The sequence below is a fragment of the Tenacibaculum sp. AWR4_210 genome (assembly GCF_056160945.1).
In genome coordinates, this window is the sequence record NZ_JBSWYF010000004.1 from 410,647 (window position 1) to 434,962 (window position 24,316).

The following is a 24,316-nucleotide window of genomic DNA, read 5'->3' on the forward strand; positions in this document are numbered from 1 at the left end:
TAAAAACATGAATACAACCACAGAAAATAAAGAACGTACTTTTGAAGTAGCCGTAAACCAACTAGTTGCAAACCAACGCGCATATTTTAATAGTAATGCAACGAGATCGTTAGACTTTAGGCTTACTCAGCTTAAAAAACTCAAAGCCTTGCTATTAGAAAATGAAGAAGCCATGCACAAAGCGATTTTTAAAGATTTTGGAAAATCTAAGTATGAAAATCAGCTCACAGAATTCTTCCCTTTGATTGATGAAATCAACATTTCAATAAAAAATTTAAAGAAATGGATGCAACACAAATCGGTAAAAACAAATTTGTTAAACTTCCCAGCTAAAAGTTACTTGGTTCCAGAGCCTCTTGGTGTAACCTTGGTCATTGGCGCTTGGAATTTTCCTTACAATCTTTCCCTTACTCCTTTAGTTGGTTCCATGGCTGCCGGAAATACTACTGTGTTAAAACCTAGTGAACTTCCGGAAGAAACGAGCAAAATAATGGCTAAAATTATCAATGAAAATTTTGATCCTAACTATTTAAGAGTTGTTGAAGGCGCTATTCCTGAAACTACTGCACTTTTAAAACAACGTTACGATAAGATTTTCTTTACGGGAAGTCCTATGGTAGGAAAAATTGTAAACAGAGCTGCAGCAGAACACTTAACAGATGTTACCTTAGAATTAGGAGGTAAAAACCCTGTTGTATTTCATAAAGACGCCGCCTTAAAAACAGGTGTAAAAAGAATGATTTGGTCAAAATTTGTGAATTCAGGTCAATTATGTATTGCCCCCGACTACGCGCTCGTTCATAAAGATGTAAAAGAGGAATTCTTAAAATTAGCGGTAAAGGAAATTGAGAAAGCCAATTTTTCTGCAGAGAATAATAATTTCGTTCAAATTATTAATAAAAGGAACTTTGATAGAGTTGTCGGGCTAATCGATGCTGACAAAGTATATTATGGAGGCACTTACGACAGCGCTGATAGAAGAATTACTCCTACAATTCTAGACAACGTATCATTAGACGATGCAGTAATGCAAGAGGAAATTTTCGGTCCTATTTTACCGGTAATTGAATACGAAACAATCGATGAAGCCTTCGCACTTATAAAAGGAATTGAAAAACCACTAGCTGCCTATTTATTTTCTGACAGTAACACTGTAAAAGAACGTTTCTTACATGAAATCCCTTTTGGAAGTGGAGGGATAAACGACTGTGTTATGCAGGTTACCAACCCTAATATTCCTTTTGGTGGTGTTGGGAATAGCGGTATGGGCCGTTACCATGGAAAATACAGTTTTGAGTGCTTTTCGCATTTTAAAGGAGTACTTGATAAACCTACGGCCATAGAAACCAATCTAAAATACTACGGATACAGTGAAAAACAACTAAAAGTAATAAAAGCTTTAAGCTAATTTTTATATCAACTTTTAATCACGTTGTGCTAAAAATGACGTGTATTAACCTTAATTAATTATCTAAAATGAGTAGCGAGAAAGATAAAATAACTCAAATTAAGAAGAAAATCATTTTTGCATTATTAATGGGATCCATTACAACAGGAATAATTTCATTCTCTTTGATACTGATCAATATAGGATACGATGAAAACTTTTTTTCCAATTGGTTTAAGTCATGGGCATACGCATATCTTTTTGTCATCCCCGCAATTCTTTTTATAGCACCACCCGTAGAAAAGTTTGTAGAATTTATTATAACAAAAGCTTCATAGACCGTCGAGAAAGAACTCCTGAATTAGTACAATTTCAAAAGAAATCTATAATAGTATAGGTTTCTTTTTCTATGAAATAAAGCTTTAACCTTATAGATTGTTATAAGAATCCATAAATCAAATCTTAATGAAGTGCTTTTGCTACTATTTAAGTATCTTTCCCCGACATCAAAAATAACGGGCCTGCTTTTACTGCCTAGTTAAATGCGTATACACGAGCGAGCATGCCATAAAAAACGATTATGAAAATTAGAGAAGCACACAGAGACGAGTTCACCATTTCAACGGACAAGGATAAATTGGACCTAAAAAGCATCCATAAATTTCTAGCAAACGAAACCGATTGGGCTCAGGGAATTCCCTTCGACACTGTAAAAACTTCAATTGAAAACTCCTTGAATTTTGGTCTCTATCACGAGAACAAACAAATTGGCTTTGCCCGAATAATTTCGGACTATTCGACCATCGCTTATTTAGGAGATGTGTACATCCTCAACGAATACCGAGGCAAAGGCCTTAGCAAATGGCTGATGCAAGAAATCACCGAACACCCCAACCTTCAAGGATTACGACGCTGGATTTTATTGACAGATACAGCAGCATGGCTGTACAAAAAGTTTGGCTTTACAGCACTACCGCATCCTGAAGTCTACATGGAAAAACACATTCCGAATATTTATCAGCGTTAGGATGATAGCACAGCTATCTCCTATGCGACCTAAAGAAACTACACTCTTTTTTGAGTTGCTCGGATTTTACCCCAGCTACCATCAACTTCCGCTTCCTAAAGAGAAAATTATCATGTACCTTTAGCTATATCAAATTGCCTTCAAGTGAAAAAAGTCAAAATCCTAGTGTACGGAATCATTTTAGCATTGCTCTTATTCCTAGTCAGCCATTACATTCATATCAATCCCCGATACCACATTGGTCAGAAAATCGATTCACATCGAGGAGTTGCTGTCTATTACAACGGTCCGGTGCATCGTGTAGAAGGTAGAAACCTCGATAAGAGCGGTTATAATATTGGTTTGAAATACCAGTGTGTTGAATTCGTAAAAAGATTTTACCTCAAAGCGCTACATCACAAAATGCCGAACAGCTATGGTCATGCCAAAGATTTTTTTGACAGATCAGTAAAAGACGGGAACAAAAACAACCAGCGAAACTTACGGCAATATACCAACCCTAGTACTACGAAACCTCAACTTAATGATTTGCTAATTTTCGATGCCACACTCACCAACAAGTATGGCCATGTAGCCATCATCACCGAGGTCACCGAAAACAGTATTGAAATCATCCAACAAAATACAGGTCCCTTTGGAAATTCTAGAGAACGAATTCCTTTGGAAAAGCGAAAAAATCAATGGTATCTACAACACCAACGGCTGCTGGGATGGTTGCGGAAATAATGAGTACTTCAAGTCCATTTCTCGTCCGTTTTTTTCACGGTGTATCAAAAAGTTTTGCCTAGCTACTAATCTCAGCGTTAAAATTGACTAATTCACAGGTTCGGACACCCTGTTTTCGTGTGCTGTTATCCGGCATACTATTGAGATTTTGATTTTTTTTTAAAAAACCATGTAACATTTTTTTAATAGTGCATCTAAAGGGAAATCAAAACTTAAAAAAAATGAAAAATACCGTATTACTCATTGTCTTGTTACTTACCTACTGCGCTAACTACGCTCAACAAAAACAATCGCCAATTCACGTAGAAGTAGTAGGTAAAGGTGCTCCCATTCTGTTGATTCCTGGATTTACCGTACCTGGCGACATTTGGCAACCCCTGGCCAAAAAACTCGAAAAAAATTACGAATGTCACCTCGTGACCTTAGCGGGTTTTGGCGGTAAGGAGCCCATCGCTTTTCCTTGGTTACCTACAGTCAATACCGCTCTTAAAAACTACATCCTAGAAAACAACCTACAGCACGCTACTGTTATCGGACACAGTTTAGGTGGAACTATTGCTACTTGGCTCGCCACTCAACAGGAACTCCAACTAAAAAACATCGTTCTCGTAGATGCACTCCCTGCCTCAGGGGCTTTGATGATTCCCAATTTTAACCCCGACAACTTACAGTACAATAGCCCCTACAACCAACAACAACTCGCTATGAATACGGAAACCTTTACACAAATGGCCACTGCGATGTCTAAAAACATGAGTCTGAATCGCGCTGCGCAAACAAAAATCAAAAACTGGATCCTAACCGCTGATCGAAAAACCTATGTTTACGGTTATACCGATTACCTCAAACTAGACCTTAGGGAGGCCTTAAAAAAGATATCCATTCCGGTAACCATCATAGCAGCCTCACAACCCTACGGTGAAAAAGCAGTAACCCAAACCTATAAAAATCAGTACGCAAACCTAAAAGATTATCAGTTTATCATAGCCGACAACAGTGCGCACTTTATCATGTTAGACAAACCTAATTGGTTTTTAGAGCAAATACAAATAACTTTAGCGTCAAAAAAATGATTTCAGAGCAAGAATTTACACAAATCTATACCTCGCTAGCTTCAAAAGTATATCGATTGTGTTTAGGCTATGCCACCGGGAACGACGAACTTGCCAATGAATGGCTGCAAGAAACTTTTATAAAAGTATGGAATCACAGACATTCATTTCAGGGAAATTCATCAATAGACACCTGGATATATAGAATTGCTGTAAATGTTTGCTTAGGAGATTTACGCAAGTCCCGAAAAAACATTCCCATTCATGACGATTTATTGTCCGATTCCAGCGATGATGACACCCCAAGAGACACCAATGAAGACCTAAAAAAAATGTACCACTGTATTGACCAGTTAAACGAGCAGAACAGAGCGCTTATACTGTTGGAATTAGAAGAAATACCTCAGGCCACCATCGCCGACACTGTTGGACTAGCACACGGAACATTGCGAACGCGTTTAAGTCGTATTCGAAAATCACTTTTAAAATGTATTACCAATGGAAAATGATAATTTAGACAAACTATGGGGAGCCCAAGCAGCGCCTTCTCTAATGCAAACTCCTCACGATATCCTCGCTAAAGCTAAGCAGCAACGCAACAAACAATACATCAGCATTAGCATTATGTCATGCACTGTTGTAGTACTCATCAGTTACGCCCTTTTTTATTCCTACTTTCAATGGAACTCGTTTAATGGAGGATTATTCCTAATGATATTCAGCCTAAGCTTCCGAATAGTTTTGGAATTCTATTCATTACACCGTAAGGAGCAACAACTGATTTCTATGACTCAAAAATCCTACCATCGCTATTTAAAAAAGTATTACAAAACCAGACGTCTCATTAACTGGGCGATTACCCCAGTCTGTATTGCGGTGTATACCTTCGGATTTTACTTGTTATTACCTTACTTCAAAGCCTCTTTTTCCTCGGGCTTCTACACCTATGTTTTAATTTCAGGATTTCTCTCCATCGCCATCATCACGGTAATTATTGCCAATACCATCCGTAAAGAAGAACGATTTTTAAAACATTTAACGAAGCAATAAACAGTGGTGAAGCTACTTGCAACAACAAGGCAATACTCTAAAATTAAAAACTTTTACTCAGAAAAACTTAGGCTCTAAATTCTTCTGAGTAAAATTTCCATTCTCCGGATAGCTCGCTGCAATCAAAAATGCCAAGGTGCTTTAAAAACCTCAACTCCTTTTTAATTTTATTGTAAAAATTCCTTACCGAAATACTACTTCTCTACAACTTTTGCTACGCGATTTGTACGATCATCTTTCGTTAAGGTCAATCTGATAATACTATTTTCACCTGCCTTCAAACTGTGTGGCACTCCTCCTTCCAGAGCAATTAAATCGCCTTTCTTTAGCGGATGACTGGTACCTTGTACATCAAAGTCAATACTCCCCTCTACTATTTCAACAACGATAGGAAAAGCCGTTTTGTGTTCCTTCATCAGCGTTCCTCGATGCATGGCAATTCTGATTTCTTTGGTAAAATCAGTTTCCAACAAAACCTTTATTAGAGGCTTGTCCGGGTTAAATACTGTATCCTGATAAATATTTGCTGTAGTCATAGGTTTAAAATTTTACTGTTTTACATAGGTTTCCCAAGTAGTTACCGACTGGTACTTTGTTTTATACAACGCTTCTAGGTCTGTGGCCCAAGTAGTTGTCAATTGCACAGAATCACGAGGTGCTAAACTTTTAAAGAAAACTTGCAAATAGCGATTTTTATGCTTCCCTACCCACCTGCGTTCTCCTGAATGAAAGCTCAACTTCGTTACTGCTTCTCCGTCAAATTCCAGCAAGGTATCACTGATTACGAGACGGTGATTTTCATGAGTATAACTTCCGGTAAGTTCCAAAACATCCAAATCATCAGCACCGTTTCGTGCGTATAAATTCCAACCGTGATCCTCAGTGGTTTCTGGGGCGGGTACCTCCATATCGATAGCTTCTCTCAGCCCTTTCTCCTTACATTTTCTTTTGTACAACACAAGGGTATTAGGGGTCTTTTCCTTAAAAAAAAGCACGTATACCACGCCGTTTTCATCTTCTCCTATCCATTTACCCTTCGCTTTTTCGTACGATAATTTCTTCATGGTATACTGGGTTGCATACACCTTTCCTTCCATGGTATACACAATACTATCAGGGTAAAACGCATGAGTAGATACTTGTTTGCCCATCAGGTTAAAAGCCCAGCTGTAATTCCCGGTATAAGAAAAGTGATCTTTTTTTAACTCACTTGCGAACTTTTGAGTCTCCGCATCGCTGTTTTTATAACTACACGCGAAAAAAAACAGCAGTACAATACCTAGTTGAAATGTTTTCATAATACACCTATTCAATTCATTATTTAGAACGACTTAAAATTACGCATTTAATCGCTACCGGTATATGATTGAAATCATAATAAAAGTCCCAGCAAAATCAAATAAAGCAACTAAGTTGCTTTTAGTGAGTATAATCCTTAATTTTACCCCGTACAAAAACTCACATCATGAATCGCAAATTACCTGTAACCGTCTTAAGCGGCTTTCTAGGAGCCGGTAAAACGACCTTACTCAACCATGTACTTCACAACAAACAAGGACTTAAAGTCACTGTTATAGTGAATGATATGAGCGAGGTAAACGTCGACGCAGCCCTAGTCAAAAACGAAAATGCTCTTTCCAGAACAGAAGAGAAATTAGTAGAAATGAGTAATGGTTGCATCTGCTGTACCCTACGGGAGGACCTAATGGTTGAGGTAGAACGCTTGGCAAAAGAAGACCGTTTTGACTACTTACTTATTGAAAGTACTGGAATCAGCGAACCCGTTCCGGTAGCGCAAACCTTTTCTTTTGTTGACGAAGAAAACGGGATTGACCTGTCTCGTTTTAGCTATGTAGATACCATGGTCACCGTGGTCGATGCTTATAATTTCTTTAACGATTTCGGAAGTCCTGAACTTTTGATGGACCGTGACCTTACCGATATTGAAGGCGACCACAGAACCATCGTCAATTTACTCACGGACCAGGTGGAATTTGCCGATGTAATCATCCTCAATAAGACAGACCTAGTAACCGAAGTTCACTTGGGCGTACTCAAAGCGACCTTGCAAAAATTAAATCCCAAAGCACGTATACTCGAAACGAGTTACAGTAAGATTGATCCCAGTGAAATTTTAAATACTGGACTGTTTAACTTTGAGGAGGCAGAACAGAGTGCTGGTTGGATTGAAGAGCTGAATAAACCCTCTCATACTCCAGAAACCGAAGAATACGGAATTGGGTCGTTTGTATACAGAAGTAAAAAACCGTTCGATCCAGAACGATTTCTCCGTTATATTCAAGAAGACTTCCACGATAATATCATTCGCAGTAAAGGACTTTTTTGGATCGCTTCTAGACCTGAACAAGCTCTTGTTTGGGGGCAAGCAGGTGGTTCCTTAAAAGCCGACAGCGCAGGTGTTTGGTGGAGTAGCATGAACTTTGAACAACGCACGCGTAATGCCGTTTTTATTGAAAACCAACAGCATATCGAAAAAGATTGGCACCGAGAATTTGGAGATCGAAAAAACGAATTGGTTTTTATAGGACAAAACCTAGACCAAGAAGAGATTATTGCCAACCTCGACGCTTGCCTAGCTACCGATCAAGAATTGACTACCCAATCATGGAAAACAGGATACGAAGATCGTTGGCCAGTGGAACGCGCTTATCCTATGCACTAGATTTCAACTACCTTGAAAGTTCATTTGAATTTTCAAGGTATGTATATCTAGGCTGAGATTCCCCTATTATCATAACTCCAGTTCATAGAGTATACGGTTAAAAACACATACTACACTACCGACAATCCTTTTTTAAAGGCCTCATAAGTAGCGGCAATTTGTTTATACGAATTCGCTTTATCTTCCCGTACCCCTTCCAATCGCGTATCGATATTTAATCCCGGATGAAAATCTTGAATATAGTCTTTACTCCAAAGCATTAGTTCAATCAGGATAGGAATCAGGCCTATGCCTTTATCCGTTAATGTATACACTTTTACTTTTAAATTATTCGGTCGCGTCCCCTTTTCAACAATCTCAAACTTCTCCAACATTTTTAACCGAGAGGCTAAAATATTGGTCGCAATATGTTCTTGGCTCTCTACAAAATCCTTAAAAGTACTTTTCTCCTCAAACAACATCTGCTTAATAATTACCAAGGTCCACTTATCTCCTATCACGTCCAACGCCGAAGTTACAGGACATTTACAGCGAAAAAAGTCGTTCATTTTCAAAAATTTAAATTATTACTTGCAAAACAAAAGTAATAAATATAACTTTGCTTGCAAAATAAAAGTAAATGAAAAAAGTACTATTAACAGGAATTTCGGGCTATATAGGTCAGCACTGTGCTGTAGCCCTTTTAAAACAAGGTTATGCAGTGAAAGGTTCACTCAGAAGTTTAAAAAAAGCTGCTGCCATCACTGCCATTATCGAAAAGGAAGTTGATCCGAAAGGAAAACTTAGCTTTTGCACATTAGACTTATTGAGCGATACGGGTTGGGATGAAGCCGCCGAAGATTGTGATTTCTTAATGCATGTAGCTTCTCCGTTTTTCTCAAAAATACCAAAAGACGAAAACGAACTGATCAAACCGGCAGTGGAGGGAACGCAAAGAGCCTTAAAGGCAGCGCACAAGGCTGGTATCAAACGGGTGGTACTTACCTCTTCTATGGTAGCCATGCTCGGGTCAGTTTCAGGAGATGAACACATTGACCAACAAAGTTGGACAGATGTAACAGCCAAACACGCTACTGCCTATTTAAAAAGTAAAACACTCGCTGAAAAAAGCGCTTGGGAATTTGCCAATACGCACGGAATGGAACTGGTAACTATACATCCTGGTCCTGTATACGGTCCTAGTTTATCTGACAATCTTTCTGGTGAATCGATGACGCTCTTTAAACGCATTCTTACAGGACAACTTAAGCAGATGATACACGCCAGTATCAATATGTCAGATGTTCGCGACGTTGCTAAAATTCACGCTTTGGCTTTAGAAAATGAAAGTGCTAAGGGACAGCGATTGGTTGTAGCAACCGATAGGGCTCATAGTTACCAAGAAGTGATTCAATTACTAAAATCGGAAGGTTATCAGCGCGTAAGCACCAGTATGGCTCCTACTTTTATGGTAAAACTACTCGCTAATTTTAACAGTGAAATGAAAGGGATGCTTCCCTACGTAGGAAAAAAATACGAAGCAGATATCTCGACTACCAAAACTTTATTTGATTGGGAACCGATTCCGTTTAAAACAATGATTTTAGATACTGCTGCCTCTGTGAGTACCATCCTGGCAAAACGCGATTGAGTCTATCAGTTCGAATAAAAAGAAATATAGCTCCCCGCGCTGTATTTCTTTTTTTCAATGGAAACAACTTAATCTTTATCGTTATCTGAGTATAGAGAAGTCAAACAGATGTATTGAACAATTCTATACTTTTTTGAGTTGTTATTAGGAGTTCCTTCTTAATTTTGCAGTAGATTCCCGTTGATATGTCCAAAGAGTGCTGTAACATACAAGCCTTAATTCAAGAGTTTTACGATTACCTGAAACATTATATCTTAAAAAAAGTTCAGGACCCCGTCATTGCCGAAGATCTCGTTCAAGAGGTTATGCTTCAACTGGTCTTAGCACATCAAAAGTCTACACAAGTACAGCACCTCAAAGCATGGCTTTTCCAATTGACCAGAAATACCATCTACGATTATTTTAAAAAGCACCAAATTTCGTATCGGGAAGACGAACTATTCACAGAGGAGGTAGATGAAGACACGGAAGTACTTGCCGTGGCCGATTATATCGTTCCCATGCTATCCTTGCTCCCTGAAAAATACGCACTGCCTCTGCGTTTGAGTGATATTGATGGGCTCCCTCAAAAAGCCGTAGCCCAACAACTCAAACTCGGTCTCTCTGCCACAAAAATGCGTATACAACGAGGTCGTCAACAACTCAAAGAACTCTTTGTTTCCTGTTGTAATTTACACTATGACGCACAAGGAAACATGGTCAGTTGTACCATCAAAGAGCATTGCCAGCCGCTTCATGACATTCAACAAGCACTTCAAAAACACTCATTTTAAGTAACTTCAAAAAAAATCTGAAAAAAAATGTGTCTTTTCGCATACAGACACAGACTTCATAATAAAGTTTAACTTAAAACCATTATTATGAAAATCAATATCAAGATTTTACACGCTTCTTGCTGTGCAAGAAATTCTTTCATTAAAAATCAATTGGAAAGGCTTGCAAACGAACACGACCTCTCTGTTCATATTGAGGAATTCTCTGAAATGCAAGACACACTCATTTACGGTACAACAGAGTTCCCAGCTTTAGTCATTGACCAAAAAGTATATCCGTACAAGCACTATCAATCCGACACTGATTTGACAACCTTATTAAAAGCCTCATAATGGAAAAATTAGTAACGATTTTAACAGCTTTTGCGGACCTACTCGTGTTTGACTGGCTCGGATTCGATACGGACTCCTTACTGGCAAATGCCCTGCATTTTTTCATCATCGGATTCAGTGAAATTGTGGTTTTGGTCATTTTAGTCACCTATTTGATGGGGATACTTACCAGCTACCTCCCTATGAATCGGATTCGATTGTTTCTGGAAAAACACAAAAAATCAGGGCTGGGGAATATCCTAGCGTCCTTATTAGGTGCCATCACCCCTTTTTGTTCTTGTTCATCGATACCGCTCTTCGTCGGTATGATGCAATCTCGAATTCCCCTAGGTATCGCTTTGTCCTTTCTGATAACCTCTCCTTTGGTGAACGAAATTGCCATCGCCATTTTCTGGGCAACCTATGGTTGGAAAGTAACAGTCATTTACGTACTATCAGGCATCGTCTTGGGAATTATCGGAGGAATCGTTTTGGATGCCATGGGGATGTCAAAATACCTCGCAGACTGGGTACAAAATTTAGCAGTTTCAGAAACGACGAATACCACTGACCATCGTCCCTTTCTCGTTCGATTTCCTGAAATCCACCGAGAAGTGATCCAGACCCTAAAAAAACTGATTCCCTATATCTTTATAGGGCTCGCCATAGGATCGGTTATCCACGGGTACGTTCCTGAATCCTTTTTTGAACAGTACATTTCAAAATCGAATCCCTTTGCGGTTCCTATTGCCGTCATCACCGCAATCCCTCTGTACATCGATGCCGTGGGTATACTTCCTATTATCGACTCATTAGTCAACAAAGGAGTGCCTTTAGGAACTGCCATTGCTTTTATGATGGCTGCGATAGGCCTATCAGTACCCGAAGCCTTACTATTGAAGAAAGTTATGAAAAAACCATTAATCATCGCTTTTTTTACCACCATAGGTTTAGGTATGATACTCTCAGGTTTTTTGTTTAACCAACTATTTTAATCATCTATGAAATCCTTATTATCATCCATAGGCGCCGTAGCTACCGCACTATTAGCCTGTACCTGCTGTGTGGGCCCTCTGTTGGCCTTGGCCGGAATGTTGGGTGCTACTGCAGCCCAGTTAGTTTGGCTTGCAAGCATTAAACCCTACCAAATTACAGGAAGTTTATTAATAGTTAGCTACAACCTATACCGTGCTTATTTCCCGCCAACACCACAAGCCTGTTGTGAAATAAATACAGGCACTCCTAAAAAGGAATTGAGTAAGCTGGAAACCAAAAGCATCCATTTTTTTTCATCGAAATTATTTTTGTGGATTGTCGCTGCCTTAACCGTTGGCTTCTCCATCCTACCCTATTTCTTCAATTAAAAATCAAACCATATGAAAATCAACAAGAACTACCTAAGTATGTTCCTCCTAGTGTTCAGTATGAGCTGCAAGGCTCCTCAAAAAGAGCAAAGGCTCCCAAAAACTGTACACGAACTCAATAACAACACGAACATCAGTAAAAAAACCTTCCGTTTGCAAGGGTATACCAAGTCTTGCTGCACCAGTATCGTTAATTACGCCCTCAAAGAAGTTCCCGGATTTATCAAATCGACTTCCCAAACCGACACCGGAGAAATTACTGTTTGGTTTGACCGTAACCACACCAAAGAAGCCAATATTATTCGCGCTATTAACCAAACTCCTTACCGAGTTCTTCCGTAAGTGGAATCACCAACTTTTGAGAACCTGCAAACTGTACTCTCAAAAGTTGGTTTATTTAACACATTGTCATCTTTAGCAAGGAACTTTCTCCGTATCTTTGCCCTGCTATGAAAAAAAATTGCTTACCTCTTTTGAATTCTTTTTACCATTCATAGCACAAACTATTTTATAAAATTAAGTATTATGAAGAAATTTGTGATTGCCGGGCTTTTGGCCTCACTAACTGCCTGCTCTGGAAATGATGGTGCCGATGGTGCACCAGGTGTGAGTAGCCTTACAAAATTAACCGATGAAGCCGCTGGAAGTAATTGTAATTACGGTGGTGTAAAAATCGAAACGGGACTGGATAGTAATACCAACCACACCCTTGACCCGAATGAAGTACAATCAACTACCTATGTCTGCAATGGTTACAACAGCGATTTTCAAGACGAAAACCGCATTGTCCTTTTTAGCAGTGGTAGTGGAGCCTCTGGAACCAGCTTAGAAGAAGGTCGCGTCTTTGGTGAAATTCTCAAATTTGACAAGAGGCACTGGAAAAATGCAACTTCTATTAGCTATGTTGCTTGGGCCTACAGTGAAAAATCGTCGAATACATGTTACGTTGAACTCGTCAATATGACCGACGATAAAGTAATTGCTAAAAGTACCCTTAAAACCAATAGCACTCGCTACCCAGGAACCTTATTAATTTCTCCTGAACTCATTGCAGAACTCCCAGAAAAAGAAATTACCCTCGGTTTAAGAATGCGTACTCAAAACAATGGTACCACAGTTTACATGGGCCGTAAAGCAGAGTTAATTATAAAACGATAAGCAGCATGATGATACCAAAAACAACGTTACGTGTACTGTGCTTATCTCTCGGATTGCTCTTTTCATGCCAAGCCAATGACGGGATAGATGGTGCCAATGGAAAAAATTCCTTGACCGTCATTTCAAAAGAAATTGCAGGCCCTCATTGTCCTTATGGCGGAGTTAAAATTACTGCAGGTGTTGACCAGAACAGTGACAATCAACTGAGTGAAGATGAAATTTCAGACGTTAAATACGTATGCGATGGCATTGACGATCCCATAAGTAAAACCACCCGTATTTTGATACACAATGACAATGGTGGAGCTACTGGGGCCTCAAGTACGACAGGAAACCAATACCCCGCTATCGTCAAATTTGACAAGCGCAATTGGAGCAATCTTACTTCTATCAAATACAGTACAAACATTCGTACAGAAGACGCAAGTGTTGAAGCCATTACCTATCTTTACGCTGGATATACCTGGCGTAAAATCCCTGGTTCAGAAATCAAAACAACTAGTACGACCTATAAAAACCTCTTATCGGACGAATTGATCGATGCCTTTCCTAACGGCGAATTCATGCTAGGATTAGGATTAAAAGCAGCATCTAATTCTTCGAAAGTTGTTTTTCTGTCAAAAAAAACAGAACTTATTTTAACGCAAAAAAAATAGGTACAGCGTGCACACTAAGCTGTTGCAAAATAACTTAGTGTGCCTTTTTATAAATTTCCAAACACTATGAATACACCACTGATACTCGAATGGCGTTTTACCATGCATCAACGCATTCAACTGACCGTCGTTATTGGCGGGGCTATTTCCTTGAAAGCCGTTTCTTTGTTGGTCGACAACAACGCCCCAAAATTCACGGTCTTGGCGGTACTTTTATTCCTAGTTGTAGGAGCATTAATTTGCTTAGCATGCACGAAACGAGGAGTTTTCAAATCGGATAACAATTTGTATCGAGGCTTGTATTTTAGATCACATTGTTTACTCAAAAAGAAAATTTCTCTCACAGACAAGACGAAAGTGACCGTACTAGAGCTCAATAAGCGTCAAAAGTCAGCTTGGTTTTCTGATGCCAAACCAGACCATAGCATCAGCTATGCTCGTTACGATGTAACCTTATTAAATGATAAACACACAGAAAAAGAATTGTTAGTTTCCTTAGATACTAAGGAGCTTGCCCAAAAGACAACAGCGTTTCTCGAACAACAATTCGGGCTTGTAGAAGAAGTGTACAGTCCTGATTTTAGATAATTCCCCCGAGTACTGAACCTTACTCAAGGGAATTTGAACTGAACTAAATGGCTACTAGAACGTATAGCCTAAAAAATGCATATAGTCAAAATTTGACTGATCCTGAAAATTCATGAGTGCGATTCCAATTCCAGCAATCCCGTGTGACAAGGACAACTGTGCGTTGGTATCGAATTTATTAAACGTTGTATCGAAACCTGCCCATGCAGTGGTTTCTGATTTAAACTCCTTGGTTTTGGAAGCCCAATAAGCAATGGTTTCCTCTAACCCTTCGATATCACTATTTTCTTTTATTTTTTGAAAGAGCGATGCGATTCCCAATACTCCGTAAAACAAATTAGCATCGGTTACGTGTACGCCTTCGTCATCTTTAAACTTCGCAACTTCCTGAATTAAATTAGTAGCGAGCGGTCGGTACTCTTCCATATTACAGAAATTCACCACGCGTAAAATTCCATAGGCAATACCGAGGTCGCCATATACCAACCCAAAGGAAAAAGAAGATTTTTTCTGCACCTCATCGGCACAAAATGGAAATACTGGCATTCCCGTTGGGTTCTTTTGCGCCTCCATAAAAATCATTGCGCCCTTAATCAAATCGTATACTTGGTTTTCTTCGATTTTTAATTGATATAAGCTCACCAAAAAATCGACAATTCCCATAATACCGTGCTTTATCCCTAATTCTACTAAGAACTTACCTCCTCTCGGGATCGTCGATACCCAATAAATACCTCCTGACTTCGCATCTTCACGTGCGAGTTCTTGTACTTTTTCAAATACCTTGCTCAGCAGTTGTTGATAACTCCCTGGATTTCTCTTTTCGCGGAGTACAAAATAATTGGCGTACTTTAAACTACCTGCAATAGGATTTAAGTTATTCTCGTCCAAGCTCTCCATTAAAAGCTCCTCCAAAATTGTATCATTACTACTGATAAATCCTTCTGCTTCTTCTCTACTCAACAAGCCTTGACTCGCATAAAAGTCGACCAAATTGGCAATATCGATAATATCGGCAACGATATCGTACCCTTTGTACTCATCGTTAAGTCCTTTCATGGCATCGTGTAACACCTCCATGCTTTTGTCCATGTCATTTTGGTAATAATAGAACAGTGATACACCTGCCAATCCGTTCAATACTCCCATAGAGGTAAACACCGCTTTGTTTTCTGCTAAGTTTACTTCGATTTCTTTAATAAGTTCCTTTGTATCCATAACTAGCTTCCTAATTCTAATTGATTTTTAACTAAACTGAAATAATCTCCTTTCTTATTCACCAACTCATCGTGGCTTCCTACCTCACTAATCTTTCCTTTGTTCAACACCACAATTTGATCTGCGTCTTTTACCGTACTGAGTCGGTGTGCAATAATCACTACCGTACGGCCCTTAAAAAATTGAAATAAGTTATGGTGGATAATTTTTTCATTTTCCGCATCTAAGGCAGAAGTTGCCTCATCAAAAAATACGTAATGCGGATCCTTATAAATAGCCCTGGCAATCAGTAAGCGTTGTTTTTGCCCTCCTGACAATCCACTTCCGGCAGCTCCAATGGTCGTTTCATATCCTTGAGGTAACGATTCGATATACCCGTCAATATTTGCCATTTTTGTGGCCATCTTCAATCGTTCCTCATCAATTTCTGTATCAGCCATAACGATGTTTCTAGCAATTGAATCGGAAAATAAAAAGCCATCTTGCATCACTACTCCACAATTTTCACGGATACTCTTTGGAGAAACTTGAAGTATGTTTTGCCCGTTGTAACTCACATGACCACTTACAGAGTCATAAAACCTCAACAACAGTTTCATCAGTGTTGTTTTTCCACTTCCACTAGCTCCTACTATGGCAGTTACCTTCCCATCAGGGATATACATATCTATATCTTCAAGCACATAGGGAGAACGAGGACCTTCGTATTGAAAAGACACATTGCTCAATTTGATTCCTTGGTTTAACTGCGTCGTATGCAATTGTAATTCCTGATAATTTTCTTGCTCCTCAGGATCCTCATTTTGTACTTCATTTAATCGAGCCAAACTCAATTTTGCGTCCTGCAGCGATCTCAAAAACACGATGAGTTGATCGACAGGTGAATTCATCATTCCAATAATATACGAGATACTCAACAGGGCTCCGAGGGTCATGTCACCTTGCACTACCAAGAGTGCTGTATAAAAAGACACGACTATATTTTTTACGTGATTGATAAAATTAAATCCAGAACTTTGGATCTGATCGAGGCGCAAAATCTTTAAGTTGATTTCAAAAAGCTTGTTTTGCACACCTCTCCATTGCTCACATTTATAATCTTCAAAACTGTTCAGTTTCATTTCAGTGACACCGTTGAGAATTTCATAAACTGTTTCTTGAGAGTTACTATTTTCAACAAATCGGTGATAGTCGAGTACTTTTCGTTTTTTAAGAAAGTAATTTGACCATAAAATAGACAGGACTGTCAGCGAAGAGTATATGAGTACTATGGTCACATTATAATACGCCAGCACTACAAAAAACACCGAAAAGGTAATCGTTGAGAAAAATGTCGTAATCGATTGAGATGTCAAAAACTGCTCAATGCGATCGTTGTCTTGGATGCGCTGTTGAAAATCGCCTACTAGCTTTGAATCAAAAAATCGCAGTGGTAAATCCAATGTTTTAAGTAGGAATTCCGAAATAATTTGTATTCCTATTTTGGTTCCTACCACGAGGAGCGACCAGTTTCTCAAAATCTCAATTACAATGACTCCTAGGTACAAACTCAATTGAGAGAACAGGATAAACTGAATATAATCTACATTTTTCTGGTTTATTCCTCTATCGATCAAATACTGCGCTAAAAACGGAAATATCATATTGATTAAACTCCCCAGCAGCATAAGCGAAAAAACGATGCCTAATTTCTTTTTGTGCGGTTTAAAATAGCTCAGAAAAAACTTGAGAGAAAGCTTATCTTTTTGCTTGAACTCACGCTCGTAAAAGGCTTCCGTGGGCTTGAGGAAAAAGATGATTCCCTGTTCCTTTTCTCCCAACCAAGATTTTGCAAACTTCTCATCGTCCAAACTTATAAATCCATGACCTGGATCTGCTATTTTCCACTTCTTTTTCGTTCCAAACGTACCTTTCTCATACCCTTTTAAAACCACAAAGTGATTGCTATTCCAATGGATAATACAAGGGTAATTTTCGAAATCCATCTCTTTTAAATCTTCCAAAGTCATCGCTCCAGAAAGCGTTTCAAATCCAAGGCTCTTGGCCCCTTCATCAATTCCGAGTAGCGATACTCCTTCTTTGGTAATAAAACACTTTTCTCGTAAATCACTGAGAGATATTTCTTTTCCGTAGTGGCTAGCAACCATCGCTAAACAAGATGGGCCACAATCCATTTTATCGTATTGTCTAGTAAGTTTCATTCTGAATGGTTTTTTTGTTACTGTATTTTAATTTTCCGAGCTGCTTGTTGTAGTACCTTTCTAACAATCCGTAAATTATTAATTCGTGAAATCTCGGATTGGCTTGAATAATTCTGTTGACGTGCATGTGAATATAACTGCGAACGAGTTCTTCGCGTTTTTCAAAAGCCGCTGGAGTCAGCTCAACCGCTTTTAAGGCGTTCAATCGCTGTACGTACAGTCCGGAGAAATCTGAGGGCTCTCCCTGTACTGCTGCTGTAATCTCGGCATCGTACTTGCGGAATTTACTATTGACATCTTTTTTGACGCTCGCCACTTGCCCATACTCGATCCAGAAACTCTGAAACATGGCTTTCATCACTTTATGGCGTCGTTCTAAATCAATTCCTAAATAGTTAAAATAGTCATCGATAGACTTCAACATATACAACCAACGCTTTCCTAGTCGCAATTGCTTCAATCCTCTCAACAAGGCCACGGTAAACTCTGAATCAATGTGGAAAATAGTTTCTGAACTTTCGATGTTTTCCCAATGATAACGCTCTAATTCACGATTGTAGGTCGACAGGTCGAGCTTCCATATTTTATGCTCGTCGAGCAAGGTCGCTAGTTCTCTATGGATAATCGTAGACACCTCTCCGTATTGTGCTTGATCTTTGAGATGGAATCGCACTCGAATATGGAAATCTGGATCTGCATACCTGATAAAAAACCATTTATCAATCTTCCCTGACTCTTGCAATTTCTGCGCTATCAGCGCGATATTTTTAGTGACAATTTGATCGGCAGTAATCCTACCGGTATACAACTTAAAATACACCCATTCATCTCCGTAAATAAAACTTCGTTTTACCTCTGTGGCCTTCGGCGCTACTTTTGGAGTGCTTTTAGCGAGCAATGCATAGTCATTCTCCGATTGAACAATACTGATACACTCATTTGCAAATCGAGTTCCTGGTTCATTTACATCGTATATACACTCTGTAATTCGAAGTGTCTTTTGCTTTAACAATTCATCAAACAATACTTTAGCCGTATTGGTGTTTTGAAGATCGATGATCATTTTATCTTCTCCGAACACGGTGATATACACAAAGCGTGGCACCGCTCTATTTTTCAAATCCTCTAATAATTCGAAGCGATTTTTATAGGCCGAGTTTTTTAACAACCACGAGGCTTTTCTCAATACGATATCCGATCCATAACTTATTCTCGGAACATTTTCAACATCGCGAATGGCAAAACCGCCAAAATCAATAGAATAATCATTGTGGTGATCCTGATCTTGCAAATCACATAAAAAGTGATACAAGGGCAACGAATCGTAGTGGAAATTCTGAGCCGAAGTTAAGTAGGGAATCACCTCTTTGTTCTCTCGCTTAGAACGCAATACTACCCTGTTTCTCTTAACACTTACATACAAATCATTTACAGCTATCGTCGGCATGCCTTCCGTTGTTTTTGAAAGTATGCTCAACTCAGCATCTCGCTGCACGTGTCGCATCAATATATTCCCCGACCTCGTATTTGGCAAATGCATTACTTCAGCGGTTATAGCTCCGTTAAAAAGTGTTTTTTCTTTCTCCGCAACCGTTTTTACCAAGCGTTGAACTTCTCGATCTGTATTGCTAAATCGCCCCAAGAGATTCGCTCCTGAAACTCCTCCTACTTTCCCTAAAAATAACTGATCACCGTGTACACTATAGGTCATGGCAAAAGTCCCATTTTTAGGACTGCGCACATTTTTATACGCTCCTAAATCTACCTTTTTGAGGTCAATGGTGCCTCCAATTGGAGTTTGCATCATCAAATTCATCCAAAAATCGTGAATTTCCGTATCTATTTTTCGCTCTCTCACGGTGTTTTTAGCAGCTGGCATGGTCACGTCATCAATTAGATCTGAAAAAACCACATCGTCCTGCAAATTTGGAAGGTAGGCAATGCCTAACTCATTGTCCAACACCTTAACCAATGGGAGCTCGGCATCTTCGTAACGGCGGTAAAAGTTTTCTTTAAAACGATCCAAATTACTTTTTCGCTTGATAGTACTCTTTGATATCTTTGACAGCAATCCTAGTACTCCCGATAACTTGGTATCAACCTGCTCATCTAAGGTCACCGTCGACTGGTGCTTTTTGAGATTAGAATTAATCACGTATTTCTTGTCAAAAGGCACCTCTATACTCCTTAATACGCTGTAGATCGCTTCGTATTTTTCTTTGGTATTAAACACGGCTTTATCCAGACTACTCAAGTGTTCTCTCACCGTTTTTAGCGTCTGAAATACGCCGGCTAGTTTCGAATCAGAAACGATGAGGTCTTGATATTCTTCATAGAAATCTAACAACTGCCCTAGCGGATTCGGTTGATTTAGACTCAACTCCAAGGAGCTCAAGTATATTTTTGAATCCATTAACTCGCGTAAATAAGCCTCCACATCCTTCGGATCTACGCCTTCCACTACCGTTAAAACGCGCTTTTTCAACTGTCTAAAACTCAAACCGTCTTGCAACTCCTCAAGCAGGTAATCAATAAGCTGATCGCGATCTACCGATGACAGGGTATAACTCGTTTTACCTCCCTGGTATTGCGGCTCGATAAAGCGAAAACTAGCTCCAATTTTGTACAGGGTATTGTTTTTGCGAAGGCTCACATTTTCTCTAACTATAGGATATTCGTGTAAATGGTGAATTACGCGTAATAAATACTCCATATCCAAGGTTGAATAGCGTTGATACCCAGGAGTTTTTTGCTGCTTATCAAGCACTGAATAGGAAGTAAAAAGTCCGAAAGGGACCGTATTGGATATCGCACGTAGGTAATATTTTAAAATCGCATCATTGATTTTTCCTCGCTTTTTCTCTTTGCGTACTACTTTTCCCCACTCACTGTGTAAAGAAGGAGACGCTAGGTATACCGCCTCGGCAAATTGTTCTTGTGAATACAAGGCATCAATAAAGGTATCCAATGCCGCTTCTTCTCGAGGTATATTTTGGTAATCACCCAGAGAGAACAATGGCTCTCTGACTAATTTTTCTGGAAATAGGCTTAAATTTTTCATATCGGTTCAGTTCAGTTCGGTTCGGTTCAGTTCAGTTTGTTGATAGCGCTCCTGTTTAGGCTACCATTTTAGCTAGATTTTCAATTTTCTTTTCATTGTTTTTTTCGATGTCGTAAATAATGATCTCATCGATTTGATAGGTATCAAAGTAGGTATTCACTAAAGATCTTAAGCGCTCAGTACTGAGTTTTAAAATGGTCATACCGTTGTACTGCATTTTTTCGATGGTTTGAGAACCCTCGTCTATGCTCACCCCTATAGCGATGTTCACCGTTGGATTCTCTCCGTGCTTGTTATAAAAATCTTTTCTAAAATTCAACAGGTGTTCAATACCGTAATCCTTATCGTAGAGATCGTCACCGTGCACTAGCGATCTGCAATAATTCAATCGGTATTTCAGAGCGGTGTCTAGGTGTTTGTACGATGATGACAAGTACCAGGTTTGAGGAATACTCCCCGAAAAAGGCGGTAAAAGTGTTTCGAACTCCTCTAAATTTTCGCGTTCTTCGTAAAACAGCTTATGAATACTCGCTATGTTTTTTTGAAATAGTTCGAAGTGATTTTGGGATTTATCAACATTGAGGAAATCGTGCTTAAGTTTATTGATATTATGCCCTTTTGACAAGCCAAAATCTATTCTATCATGAAACAAATTATTTAAAAATTTATAATTTGATGCCAAGGTATAAGGTGAATAATAATTGATAATGGACCCTGCAGATCCCACCTTGATTTTCTCTGTACTCCCTGCGATGATTGTCATTAACATCTCTGGGTTCGTATAAGATGTTAAAGTAGAGCTGGTGTGGTGTTCCGCCAGCCAAAATCGCTTTAAATCCATCGCTTCTGCAGCACTTGCATAGGCCACAATATCAACCAGTGTCTGTTGTGTATTTTTATTATCTCGTTCCCCTAATTCGAGTATTCCTAATCTATTTTTTCTCATGATATAAAAGTTTTTAGAGCATTAATACGGACCAATCGCTTTCTACTTGCATTTCGTATTCTAAAAGGGCTAGTGTGGTGCCCGGAAGATTGTTTAGAAAACTCAAAGGATGCGATTCACTGGAATTGTCTAACAGAAAATTAACTGTCTTCTTATACCAGAAGTCGGCAGCTCGTTTTAGTTGTTGATTTTTGGTGTTTCTATAAAGTTTGGTATACATTTTTAAAGCCCCTGAACTCCCGTAAAAAAAGCGGTGATCTTTTATTCTCGTTTCTTCCTCTCGTTTCCTGGTAACACTTGACACGGCAATCTCTTCTGCCAAAGCCATGAGCTCAGGAGTGAGGTACTTGGGTTTTAAAGAGTATACTAAGGTTGAAAAATTCACATCAGAATTAGACCAGGCCAGTACGGCACGATAGTTTAACTCTTCAGGATACACCGAAGGTTTGTGAATACTTCTAGGGAGAAAATAGCGTTTTCCTTCCAGGTAGATTTCCTTGTTATCGATGAGTTCTTTTAGCTTTTTTAACAAACCGGTAATCATCAATGCACATTTCGGACAATCTACGTCGTTCAATACTTTCACTATAGCACAAATGCCGTGTGCATATCCTATGTGTACTCCTTCTAGGTAGTGCGATTCGTTATAAAAAAAGGCGTGGTTATTAGCCGAGTATATTTCGTACATTTTTTCTACGATTCCGCAGGTATATTCTTTGGCATTTACTGTTGCCAGGTAATGCAGGATCCCCACTGGTCCTCGCAAAAAGTCAAAATTATTTTCTTCTAGCAATCGGTGAGCTTCTGCGCTTACCACTTCATTAATTGTCGCAATTTGATCTGCATACGCATCGTCGATAATACCATCTTCAAGCAATAAATACAATACAAACCCCAATCCACTTAGTCCATTTTCCAGGCTGCTGTCTTTCAATACGGATGATTTTTCGTCATTTACATTGTCTAGAACAATCTTTAAAAAGTATTCGATCTTTGTGAGGTACGACTCCTTCTTAAAAATTCTGTAGAGCATCAAATTGTAAAAAACCATTCCTAAATTTCCATTGAGCAGACCGTCTGATTCCATGTACTGAAATTTGGTAGACTGTATGTAGTTTAAAAGATATTGGGTGATGTTCATAACGAGTATATTTAGATTATTAATTGCGATTGTTAAATTCAGAAGGATAGCCGGTTACTACTATCCTTCTAAATTTGATAACTGTCTAGCGCTCTATTTGCTCTTTCTTATCACAAGACAATAACAAACAAGATCCTGCTGGAGCTTTTTCTCCAGTTCCTCCTTTTAAGTTTGCTAATTGAGAATCTTGTAATTTAGTTACAGCTTCTTTGTTTAACTTTAATCCGTTGTTTAATTTGATAGTGTTCATCTTTTTTAGTTTTTTGGGTTAGTTACTTCTTATTTTTCAACTGCTTGACCGTCACAAGACAATAAAACACATGATCCTGCTGGTGCCTTTTCTCCGGCTCCTCCTTTAAGATCTGCTAATTGAGAATCTTGTAATTTCGTTACAGCTTCTTTGTTTAATTTTAATCCGTTGTTTAATTTGATAGTGCTCATTTTTTTTAGTTTTTTTGGTTAGTTACTTCTTATTTTTCAACTGCTTGACCGTCACAAGACAATAAAACACATGATCCTGCTGGCGCCTTCTCTCCAGCTCCTCCTTTAAGATCTGCCAATTGAGAATCTTGTAATTTAGTTACTGCTTCCTTGTTTAATTTTAATCCGTTGTTTAATTTGATAGTGCTCATCTTTTTAAGTTTTTTTGGTTAGTTAATTTTTATCTTTCGATTGATTGCTCTGATGCTGACTTGTCACAAGACAATAAAACACATGATCCTGCTGGTGCCTTTTCTCCGGCTCCTCCTTTAAGATCTGCCAATTGAGAATCTTGTAATTTCGTTACTGCTTCTTTGTTTAATTTTAATCCGTTGTTTAATTTGATAGTACTCATCTTTTTAAGTTTTTTTGGTTAATAATTTTTAGCGTTGAATCGCTTCTTCTTTATCTCCTGCACAAGACATTAAGTAGCATGACTGTGACAAGGCTTCAACTACAGCGCCTCCTTTAAACTGCGACAACTGTGAGTCGTGAAGCTTAGTAATCGTCTTTTTATTCAGGTTTAATTCCGAATTAAATTTGATTGTTTTCATAGTTTATTCTTTCAATGCTATTTTATTTTTCTACAGCTTGCTTATCACAAGACAATAACAAACAAGATCCTGCTGGCGCCTTCTCTCCAGCTCCTCCTTTTAAGTTTGCCAATTGTGAGTCTTGTAATTTAGTTACTGCCTCTTTGTTTAATTTCAATCCTTTGGTGATGTTGATTTTGTTCATCGTTTCTAGTTTTTTGGTTATTTTATTGTGTGAATTTTTGGGATGCGCGATTAACGCTCAATTGATTGCTCTGATGCTTTGTCACAAGACAATAACAAACAAGATCCTGCTGGTGCCTTTTCTCC

At 38.8% G+C, this 24,316-nt stretch carries 31 protein-coding genes; 17 read left to right on the forward strand and 14 right to left on the reverse strand.

The genetic code is table 11. The annotated features are described in order from the left end of the window. Positions 1–7 precede the first annotated feature (7 nt). From ACXAG7_RS09755 to ACXAG7_RS09785, 7 genes are all read left to right on the forward strand, one after another. A complete protein-coding gene (locus ACXAG7_RS09755; RefSeq protein ID WP_476666698.1) occupies positions 8–1,408 on the forward strand; it encodes an aldehyde dehydrogenase in 1,401 nt (466 codons plus the stop codon). A gap of 68 nt (positions 1,409–1,476) precedes the next feature. Beyond that, entirely contained in the window at positions 1,477–1,725 is a 249-nt protein-coding gene (locus ACXAG7_RS09760; RefSeq protein WP_476666699.1) for a DUF2798 domain-containing protein, read from the forward strand. Between the two features lie 242 nt (positions 1,726–1,967). Beyond that, entirely contained in the window at positions 1,968–2,414 is a 447-nt protein-coding gene (locus ACXAG7_RS09765; protein ID WP_476666700.1) for a GNAT family N-acetyltransferase, read from the forward strand. Positions 2,415–2,558: 144 nt separating this feature from the next. Further along, complete coding sequence (locus tag ACXAG7_RS09770; protein WP_476666701.1) at positions 2,559–3,140, forward strand: CHAP domain-containing protein; 582 nt, start codon at positions 2,559–2,561, stop codon at positions 3,138–3,140. Positions 3,141–3,361: 221 nt separating this feature from the next. Then, complete coding sequence (locus ACXAG7_RS09775) at positions 3,362–4,213, forward strand: alpha/beta fold hydrolase (RefSeq protein WP_476666702.1); 852 nt, start codon at positions 3,362–3,364, stop codon at positions 4,211–4,213. Beyond that, a complete protein-coding gene (locus tag ACXAG7_RS09780; protein WP_476666703.1) occupies positions 4,210–4,701 on the forward strand; it encodes an RNA polymerase sigma factor in 492 nt (163 codons plus the stop codon). Before ACXAG7_RS09775 ends, ACXAG7_RS09780 begins: the two co-directional genes overlap by 4 nt. Further along, positions 4,691–5,242 (forward strand): hypothetical protein, encoded by a 552-nt coding sequence (locus ACXAG7_RS09785; RefSeq protein WP_476666704.1) that lies wholly within the window; start codon positions 4,691–4,693, stop codon positions 5,240–5,242. Before ACXAG7_RS09780 ends, ACXAG7_RS09785 begins: the two co-directional genes overlap by 11 nt. A 194-nt stretch (positions 5,243–5,436) precedes the next feature. On the opposite strand, the gene ACXAG7_RS09790 is transcribed toward ACXAG7_RS09785, so the two are convergent. Together ACXAG7_RS09790 and ACXAG7_RS09795 are read right to left on the reverse strand one after the other, a co-directional pair. Further along, on the reverse strand, positions 5,437–5,778 hold the full coding sequence (locus ACXAG7_RS09790; RefSeq protein WP_408045103.1) for an AraC family ligand binding domain-containing protein: 342 nt from the start codon (positions 5,776–5,778) through the stop codon (positions 5,437–5,439). Between the two features lie 12 nt (positions 5,779–5,790). Then, positions 5,791–6,540 carry a hypothetical protein gene (locus ACXAG7_RS09795; protein WP_476666705.1) on the reverse strand — a complete coding sequence of 250 codons (750 nt, stop codon included), beginning with the start codon at positions 6,538–6,540 and terminating at the stop codon, positions 5,791–5,793. 167 nt (positions 6,541–6,707) lie between these two features. Between ACXAG7_RS09795 and ACXAG7_RS09800 the strand changes: the two genes are divergently transcribed. Beyond that, positions 6,708–7,925, forward strand: a complete 1,218-nt coding sequence (locus tag ACXAG7_RS09800; protein WP_476666706.1) for a GTP-binding protein — start codon at positions 6,708–6,710, stop codon at positions 7,923–7,925. Between the two features lie 110 nt (positions 7,926–8,035). On the opposite strand, the gene ACXAG7_RS09805 is transcribed toward ACXAG7_RS09800, so the two are convergent. Beyond that, positions 8,036–8,473, reverse strand: a complete 438-nt coding sequence (locus ACXAG7_RS09805) for a winged helix-turn-helix transcriptional regulator (protein WP_476666707.1) — start codon at positions 8,471–8,473, stop codon at positions 8,036–8,038. 71 nt (positions 8,474–8,544) lie between these two features. Between ACXAG7_RS09805 and ACXAG7_RS09810 the strand changes: the two genes are divergently transcribed. From ACXAG7_RS09810 to ACXAG7_RS09850, 9 genes are all read left to right on the forward strand, one after another. After that, positions 8,545–9,555, forward strand: coding sequence for an NAD-dependent epimerase/dehydratase family protein (locus ACXAG7_RS09810; protein WP_476666708.1), 1,011 nt, complete (start codon positions 8,545–8,547; stop codon positions 9,553–9,555). 185 nt (positions 9,556–9,740) lie between these two features. Further along, the gene (locus ACXAG7_RS09815; RefSeq protein WP_476666709.1) at positions 9,741–10,328 is read left to right on the forward strand and encodes a sigma-70 family RNA polymerase sigma factor; all 588 of its coding nucleotides are present in this window, start codon (positions 9,741–9,743) and stop codon (positions 10,326–10,328) included. A gap of 87 nt (positions 10,329–10,415) precedes the next feature. Continuing rightward, positions 10,416–10,661 carry a thioredoxin family protein gene (locus ACXAG7_RS09820; RefSeq protein WP_408045111.1) on the forward strand — a complete coding sequence of 82 codons (246 nt, stop codon included), beginning with the start codon at positions 10,416–10,418 and terminating at the stop codon, positions 10,659–10,661. After that, positions 10,661–11,635 carry a permease gene (locus ACXAG7_RS09825; RefSeq protein WP_476666710.1) on the forward strand — a complete coding sequence of 325 codons (975 nt, stop codon included), beginning with the start codon at positions 10,661–10,663 and terminating at the stop codon, positions 11,633–11,635. The genes ACXAG7_RS09820 and ACXAG7_RS09825 overlap by 1 nt, the downstream gene beginning before the upstream one ends. 6 nt (positions 11,636–11,641) lie before the next feature. Beyond that, positions 11,642–12,004, forward strand: a complete 363-nt coding sequence (locus ACXAG7_RS09830) for a hypothetical protein (protein ID WP_476666711.1) — start codon at positions 11,642–11,644, stop codon at positions 12,002–12,004. Positions 12,005–12,016: 12 nt separating this feature from the next. Beyond that, entirely contained in the window at positions 12,017–12,346 is a 330-nt protein-coding gene (locus ACXAG7_RS09835) for a heavy-metal-associated domain-containing protein (RefSeq protein WP_476666712.1), read from the forward strand. Positions 12,347–12,529: 183 nt separating this feature from the next. Next, positions 12,530–13,162, forward strand: coding sequence for a DUF7151 family protein (locus ACXAG7_RS09840; RefSeq protein ID WP_408045115.1), 633 nt, complete (start codon positions 12,530–12,532; stop codon positions 13,160–13,162). 5 nt (positions 13,163–13,167) lie between these two features. After that, complete coding sequence (locus tag ACXAG7_RS09845) at positions 13,168–13,818, forward strand: DUF7151 family protein (RefSeq protein WP_476666713.1); 651 nt, start codon at positions 13,168–13,170, stop codon at positions 13,816–13,818. A gap of 66 nt (positions 13,819–13,884) precedes the next feature. Next, complete coding sequence (locus tag ACXAG7_RS09850) at positions 13,885–14,406, forward strand: hypothetical protein (RefSeq protein WP_408045117.1); 522 nt, start codon at positions 13,885–13,887, stop codon at positions 14,404–14,406. Between the two features lie 54 nt (positions 14,407–14,460). Here ACXAG7_RS09850 and ACXAG7_RS09855 read toward each other — a convergent pair whose 3' ends face one another. The 11 genes from ACXAG7_RS09855 to ACXAG7_RS09905 form a co-directional block, all read right to left on the reverse strand. After that, complete coding sequence (locus ACXAG7_RS09855; RefSeq protein WP_476666714.1) at positions 14,461–15,624, reverse strand: lanthionine synthetase LanC family protein; 1,164 nt, start codon at positions 15,622–15,624, stop codon at positions 14,461–14,463. 2 nt (positions 15,625–15,626) lie between these two features. Further along, entirely contained in the window at positions 15,627–17,825 is a 2,199-nt protein-coding gene (locus ACXAG7_RS09860) for a peptidase domain-containing ABC transporter (RefSeq protein ID WP_476666715.1), read from the reverse strand. Continuing rightward, positions 17,812–20,886 carry a lantibiotic dehydratase gene (locus ACXAG7_RS09865; RefSeq protein WP_476666716.1) on the reverse strand — a complete coding sequence of 1,025 codons (3,075 nt, stop codon included), beginning with the start codon at positions 20,884–20,886 and terminating at the stop codon, positions 17,812–17,814. Before ACXAG7_RS09865 ends, ACXAG7_RS09860 begins: the two co-directional genes overlap by 14 nt. A 55-nt stretch (positions 20,887–20,941) precedes the next feature. Further along, on the reverse strand, positions 20,942–21,832 hold the full coding sequence (locus tag ACXAG7_RS09870) for an LLM class flavin-dependent oxidoreductase (protein ID WP_476666717.1): 891 nt from the start codon (positions 21,830–21,832) through the stop codon (positions 20,942–20,944). Positions 21,833–21,845: 13 nt separating this feature from the next. Then, a complete protein-coding gene (locus ACXAG7_RS09875; RefSeq protein WP_476666718.1) occupies positions 21,846–22,973 on the reverse strand; it encodes a lanthionine synthetase LanC family protein in 1,128 nt (375 codons plus the stop codon). 85 nt (positions 22,974–23,058) lie between these two features. Beyond that, complete coding sequence (locus ACXAG7_RS09880; protein ID WP_408045123.1) at positions 23,059–23,223, reverse strand: class I lanthipeptide; 165 nt, start codon at positions 23,221–23,223, stop codon at positions 23,059–23,061. Positions 23,224–23,252: 29 nt separating this feature from the next. Beyond that, on the reverse strand, positions 23,253–23,414 hold the full coding sequence (locus tag ACXAG7_RS09885) for a class I lanthipeptide (protein WP_476666719.1): 162 nt from the start codon (positions 23,412–23,414) through the stop codon (positions 23,253–23,255). Positions 23,415–23,443: 29 nt separating this feature from the next. After that, complete coding sequence (locus ACXAG7_RS09890; protein ID WP_476666719.1) at positions 23,444–23,605, reverse strand: class I lanthipeptide; 162 nt, start codon at positions 23,603–23,605, stop codon at positions 23,444–23,446. Positions 23,606–23,634: 29 nt separating this feature from the next. Next, positions 23,635–23,808 (reverse strand): class I lanthipeptide, encoded by a 174-nt coding sequence (locus tag ACXAG7_RS09895; protein ID WP_408045125.1) that lies wholly within the window; start codon positions 23,806–23,808, stop codon positions 23,635–23,637. A 28-nt stretch (positions 23,809–23,836) separates the two neighbouring features. Then, positions 23,837–24,007, reverse strand: a complete 171-nt coding sequence (locus ACXAG7_RS09900; RefSeq protein WP_408045126.1) for a class I lanthipeptide — start codon at positions 24,005–24,007, stop codon at positions 23,837–23,839. A 22-nt stretch (positions 24,008–24,029) separates the two neighbouring features. Then, positions 24,030–24,191: a class I lanthipeptide gene (locus ACXAG7_RS09905; protein WP_476666720.1), complete on the reverse strand. Its 162-nt coding sequence runs from the start codon at positions 24,189–24,191 to the stop codon at positions 24,030–24,032. Positions 24,192–24,316 lie beyond the last annotated feature (125 nt).

Bases quoted from the DNA above. Each gene is read 5' to 3' on its own strand.
- ACXAG7_RS09780 (WP_476666703.1), top strand. From the start codon at position 4,210: ATGATTTCAGAGCAAGAATTTACACAAATCTATACCTCGCTAGCTTCA.
- ACXAG7_RS09785 (WP_476666704.1), top strand. From the start codon at position 4,691: ATGGAAAATGATAATTTAGACAAACTATGGGGAGCCCAAGCAGCGCCT.
- ACXAG7_RS09760 (WP_476666699.1), top strand. From the start codon at position 1,477: ATGAGTAGCGAGAAAGATAAAATAACTCAAATTAAGAAGAAAATCATT.
- ACXAG7_RS09880 (WP_408045123.1), bottom strand. From the start codon at position 23,223: ATGAACACTATCAAATTAAACAACGGATTAAAGTTAAACAAAGAAGCT.
- ACXAG7_RS09855 (WP_476666714.1), bottom strand. From the start codon at position 15,624: ATGGATACAAAGGAACTTATTAAAGAAATCGAAGTAAACTTAGCAGAA.
- ACXAG7_RS09890 (WP_476666719.1), bottom strand. From the start codon at position 23,605: ATGAGCACTATCAAATTAAACAACGGATTAAAATTAAACAAGGAAGCA.
- ACXAG7_RS09895 (WP_408045125.1), bottom strand. From the start codon at position 23,808: ATGAGTACTATCAAATTAAACAACGGATTAAAATTAAACAAAGAAGCA.
- ACXAG7_RS09790 (WP_408045103.1), bottom strand. From the start codon at position 5,778: ATGACTACAGCAAATATTTATCAGGATACAGTATTTAACCCGGACAAG.
- ACXAG7_RS09875 (WP_476666718.1), bottom strand. From the start codon at position 22,973: ATGAACATCACCCAATATCTTTTAAACTACATACAGTCTACCAAATTT.
- ACXAG7_RS09845 (WP_476666713.1), top strand. From the start codon at position 13,168: ATGATGATACCAAAAACAACGTTACGTGTACTGTGCTTATCTCTCGGA.
- ACXAG7_RS09830 (WP_476666711.1), top strand. From the start codon at position 11,642: ATGAAATCCTTATTATCATCCATAGGCGCCGTAGCTACCGCACTATTA.
- ACXAG7_RS09765 (WP_476666700.1), top strand. From the start codon at position 1,968: ATGAAAATTAGAGAAGCACACAGAGACGAGTTCACCATTTCAACGGAC.
- ACXAG7_RS09865 (WP_476666716.1), bottom strand. From the start codon at position 20,886: ATGAAAAATTTAAGCCTATTTCCAGAAAAATTAGTCAGAGAGCCATTG.
- ACXAG7_RS09835 (WP_476666712.1), top strand. From the start codon at position 12,017: ATGAAAATCAACAAGAACTACCTAAGTATGTTCCTCCTAGTGTTCAGT.
- ACXAG7_RS09775 (WP_476666702.1), top strand. From the start codon at position 3,362: ATGAAAAATACCGTATTACTCATTGTCTTGTTACTTACCTACTGCGCT.
- ACXAG7_RS09805 (WP_476666707.1), bottom strand. From the start codon at position 8,473: ATGAACGACTTTTTTCGCTGTAAATGTCCTGTAACTTCGGCGTTGGAC.
- ACXAG7_RS09825 (WP_476666710.1), top strand. From the start codon at position 10,661: ATGGAAAAATTAGTAACGATTTTAACAGCTTTTGCGGACCTACTCGTG.
- ACXAG7_RS09820 (WP_408045111.1), top strand. From the start codon at position 10,416: ATGAAAATCAATATCAAGATTTTACACGCTTCTTGCTGTGCAAGAAAT.
- ACXAG7_RS09870 (WP_476666717.1), bottom strand. From the start codon at position 21,832: ATGAGAAAAAATAGATTAGGAATACTCGAATTAGGGGAACGAGATAAT.
- ACXAG7_RS09755 (WP_476666698.1), top strand. From the start codon at position 8: ATGAATACAACCACAGAAAATAAAGAACGTACTTTTGAAGTAGCCGTA.
- ACXAG7_RS09905 (WP_476666720.1), bottom strand. From the start codon at position 24,191: ATGAACAAAATCAACATCACCAAAGGATTGAAATTAAACAAAGAGGCA.
- ACXAG7_RS09795 (WP_476666705.1), bottom strand. From the start codon at position 6,540: ATGAAAACATTTCAACTAGGTATTGTACTGCTGTTTTTTTTCGCGTGT.
- ACXAG7_RS09900 (WP_408045126.1), bottom strand. From the start codon at position 24,007: ATGAAAACAATCAAATTTAATTCGGAATTAAACCTGAATAAAAAGACG.
- ACXAG7_RS09885 (WP_476666719.1), bottom strand. From the start codon at position 23,414: ATGAGCACTATCAAATTAAACAACGGATTAAAATTAAACAAAGAAGCT.
- ACXAG7_RS09840 (WP_408045115.1), top strand. From the start codon at position 12,530: ATGAAGAAATTTGTGATTGCCGGGCTTTTGGCCTCACTAACTGCCTGC.
- ACXAG7_RS09860 (WP_476666715.1), bottom strand. From the start codon at position 17,825: ATGAAACTTACTAGACAATACGATAAAATGGATTGTGGCCCATCTTGT.
- ACXAG7_RS09810 (WP_476666708.1), top strand. From the start codon at position 8,545: ATGAAAAAAGTACTATTAACAGGAATTTCGGGCTATATAGGTCAGCAC.
- ACXAG7_RS09815 (WP_476666709.1), top strand. From the start codon at position 9,741: ATGTCCAAAGAGTGCTGTAACATACAAGCCTTAATTCAAGAGTTTTAC.
- ACXAG7_RS09850 (WP_408045117.1), top strand. From the start codon at position 13,885: ATGAATACACCACTGATACTCGAATGGCGTTTTACCATGCATCAACGC.
- ACXAG7_RS09800 (WP_476666706.1), top strand. From the start codon at position 6,708: ATGAATCGCAAATTACCTGTAACCGTCTTAAGCGGCTTTCTAGGAGCC.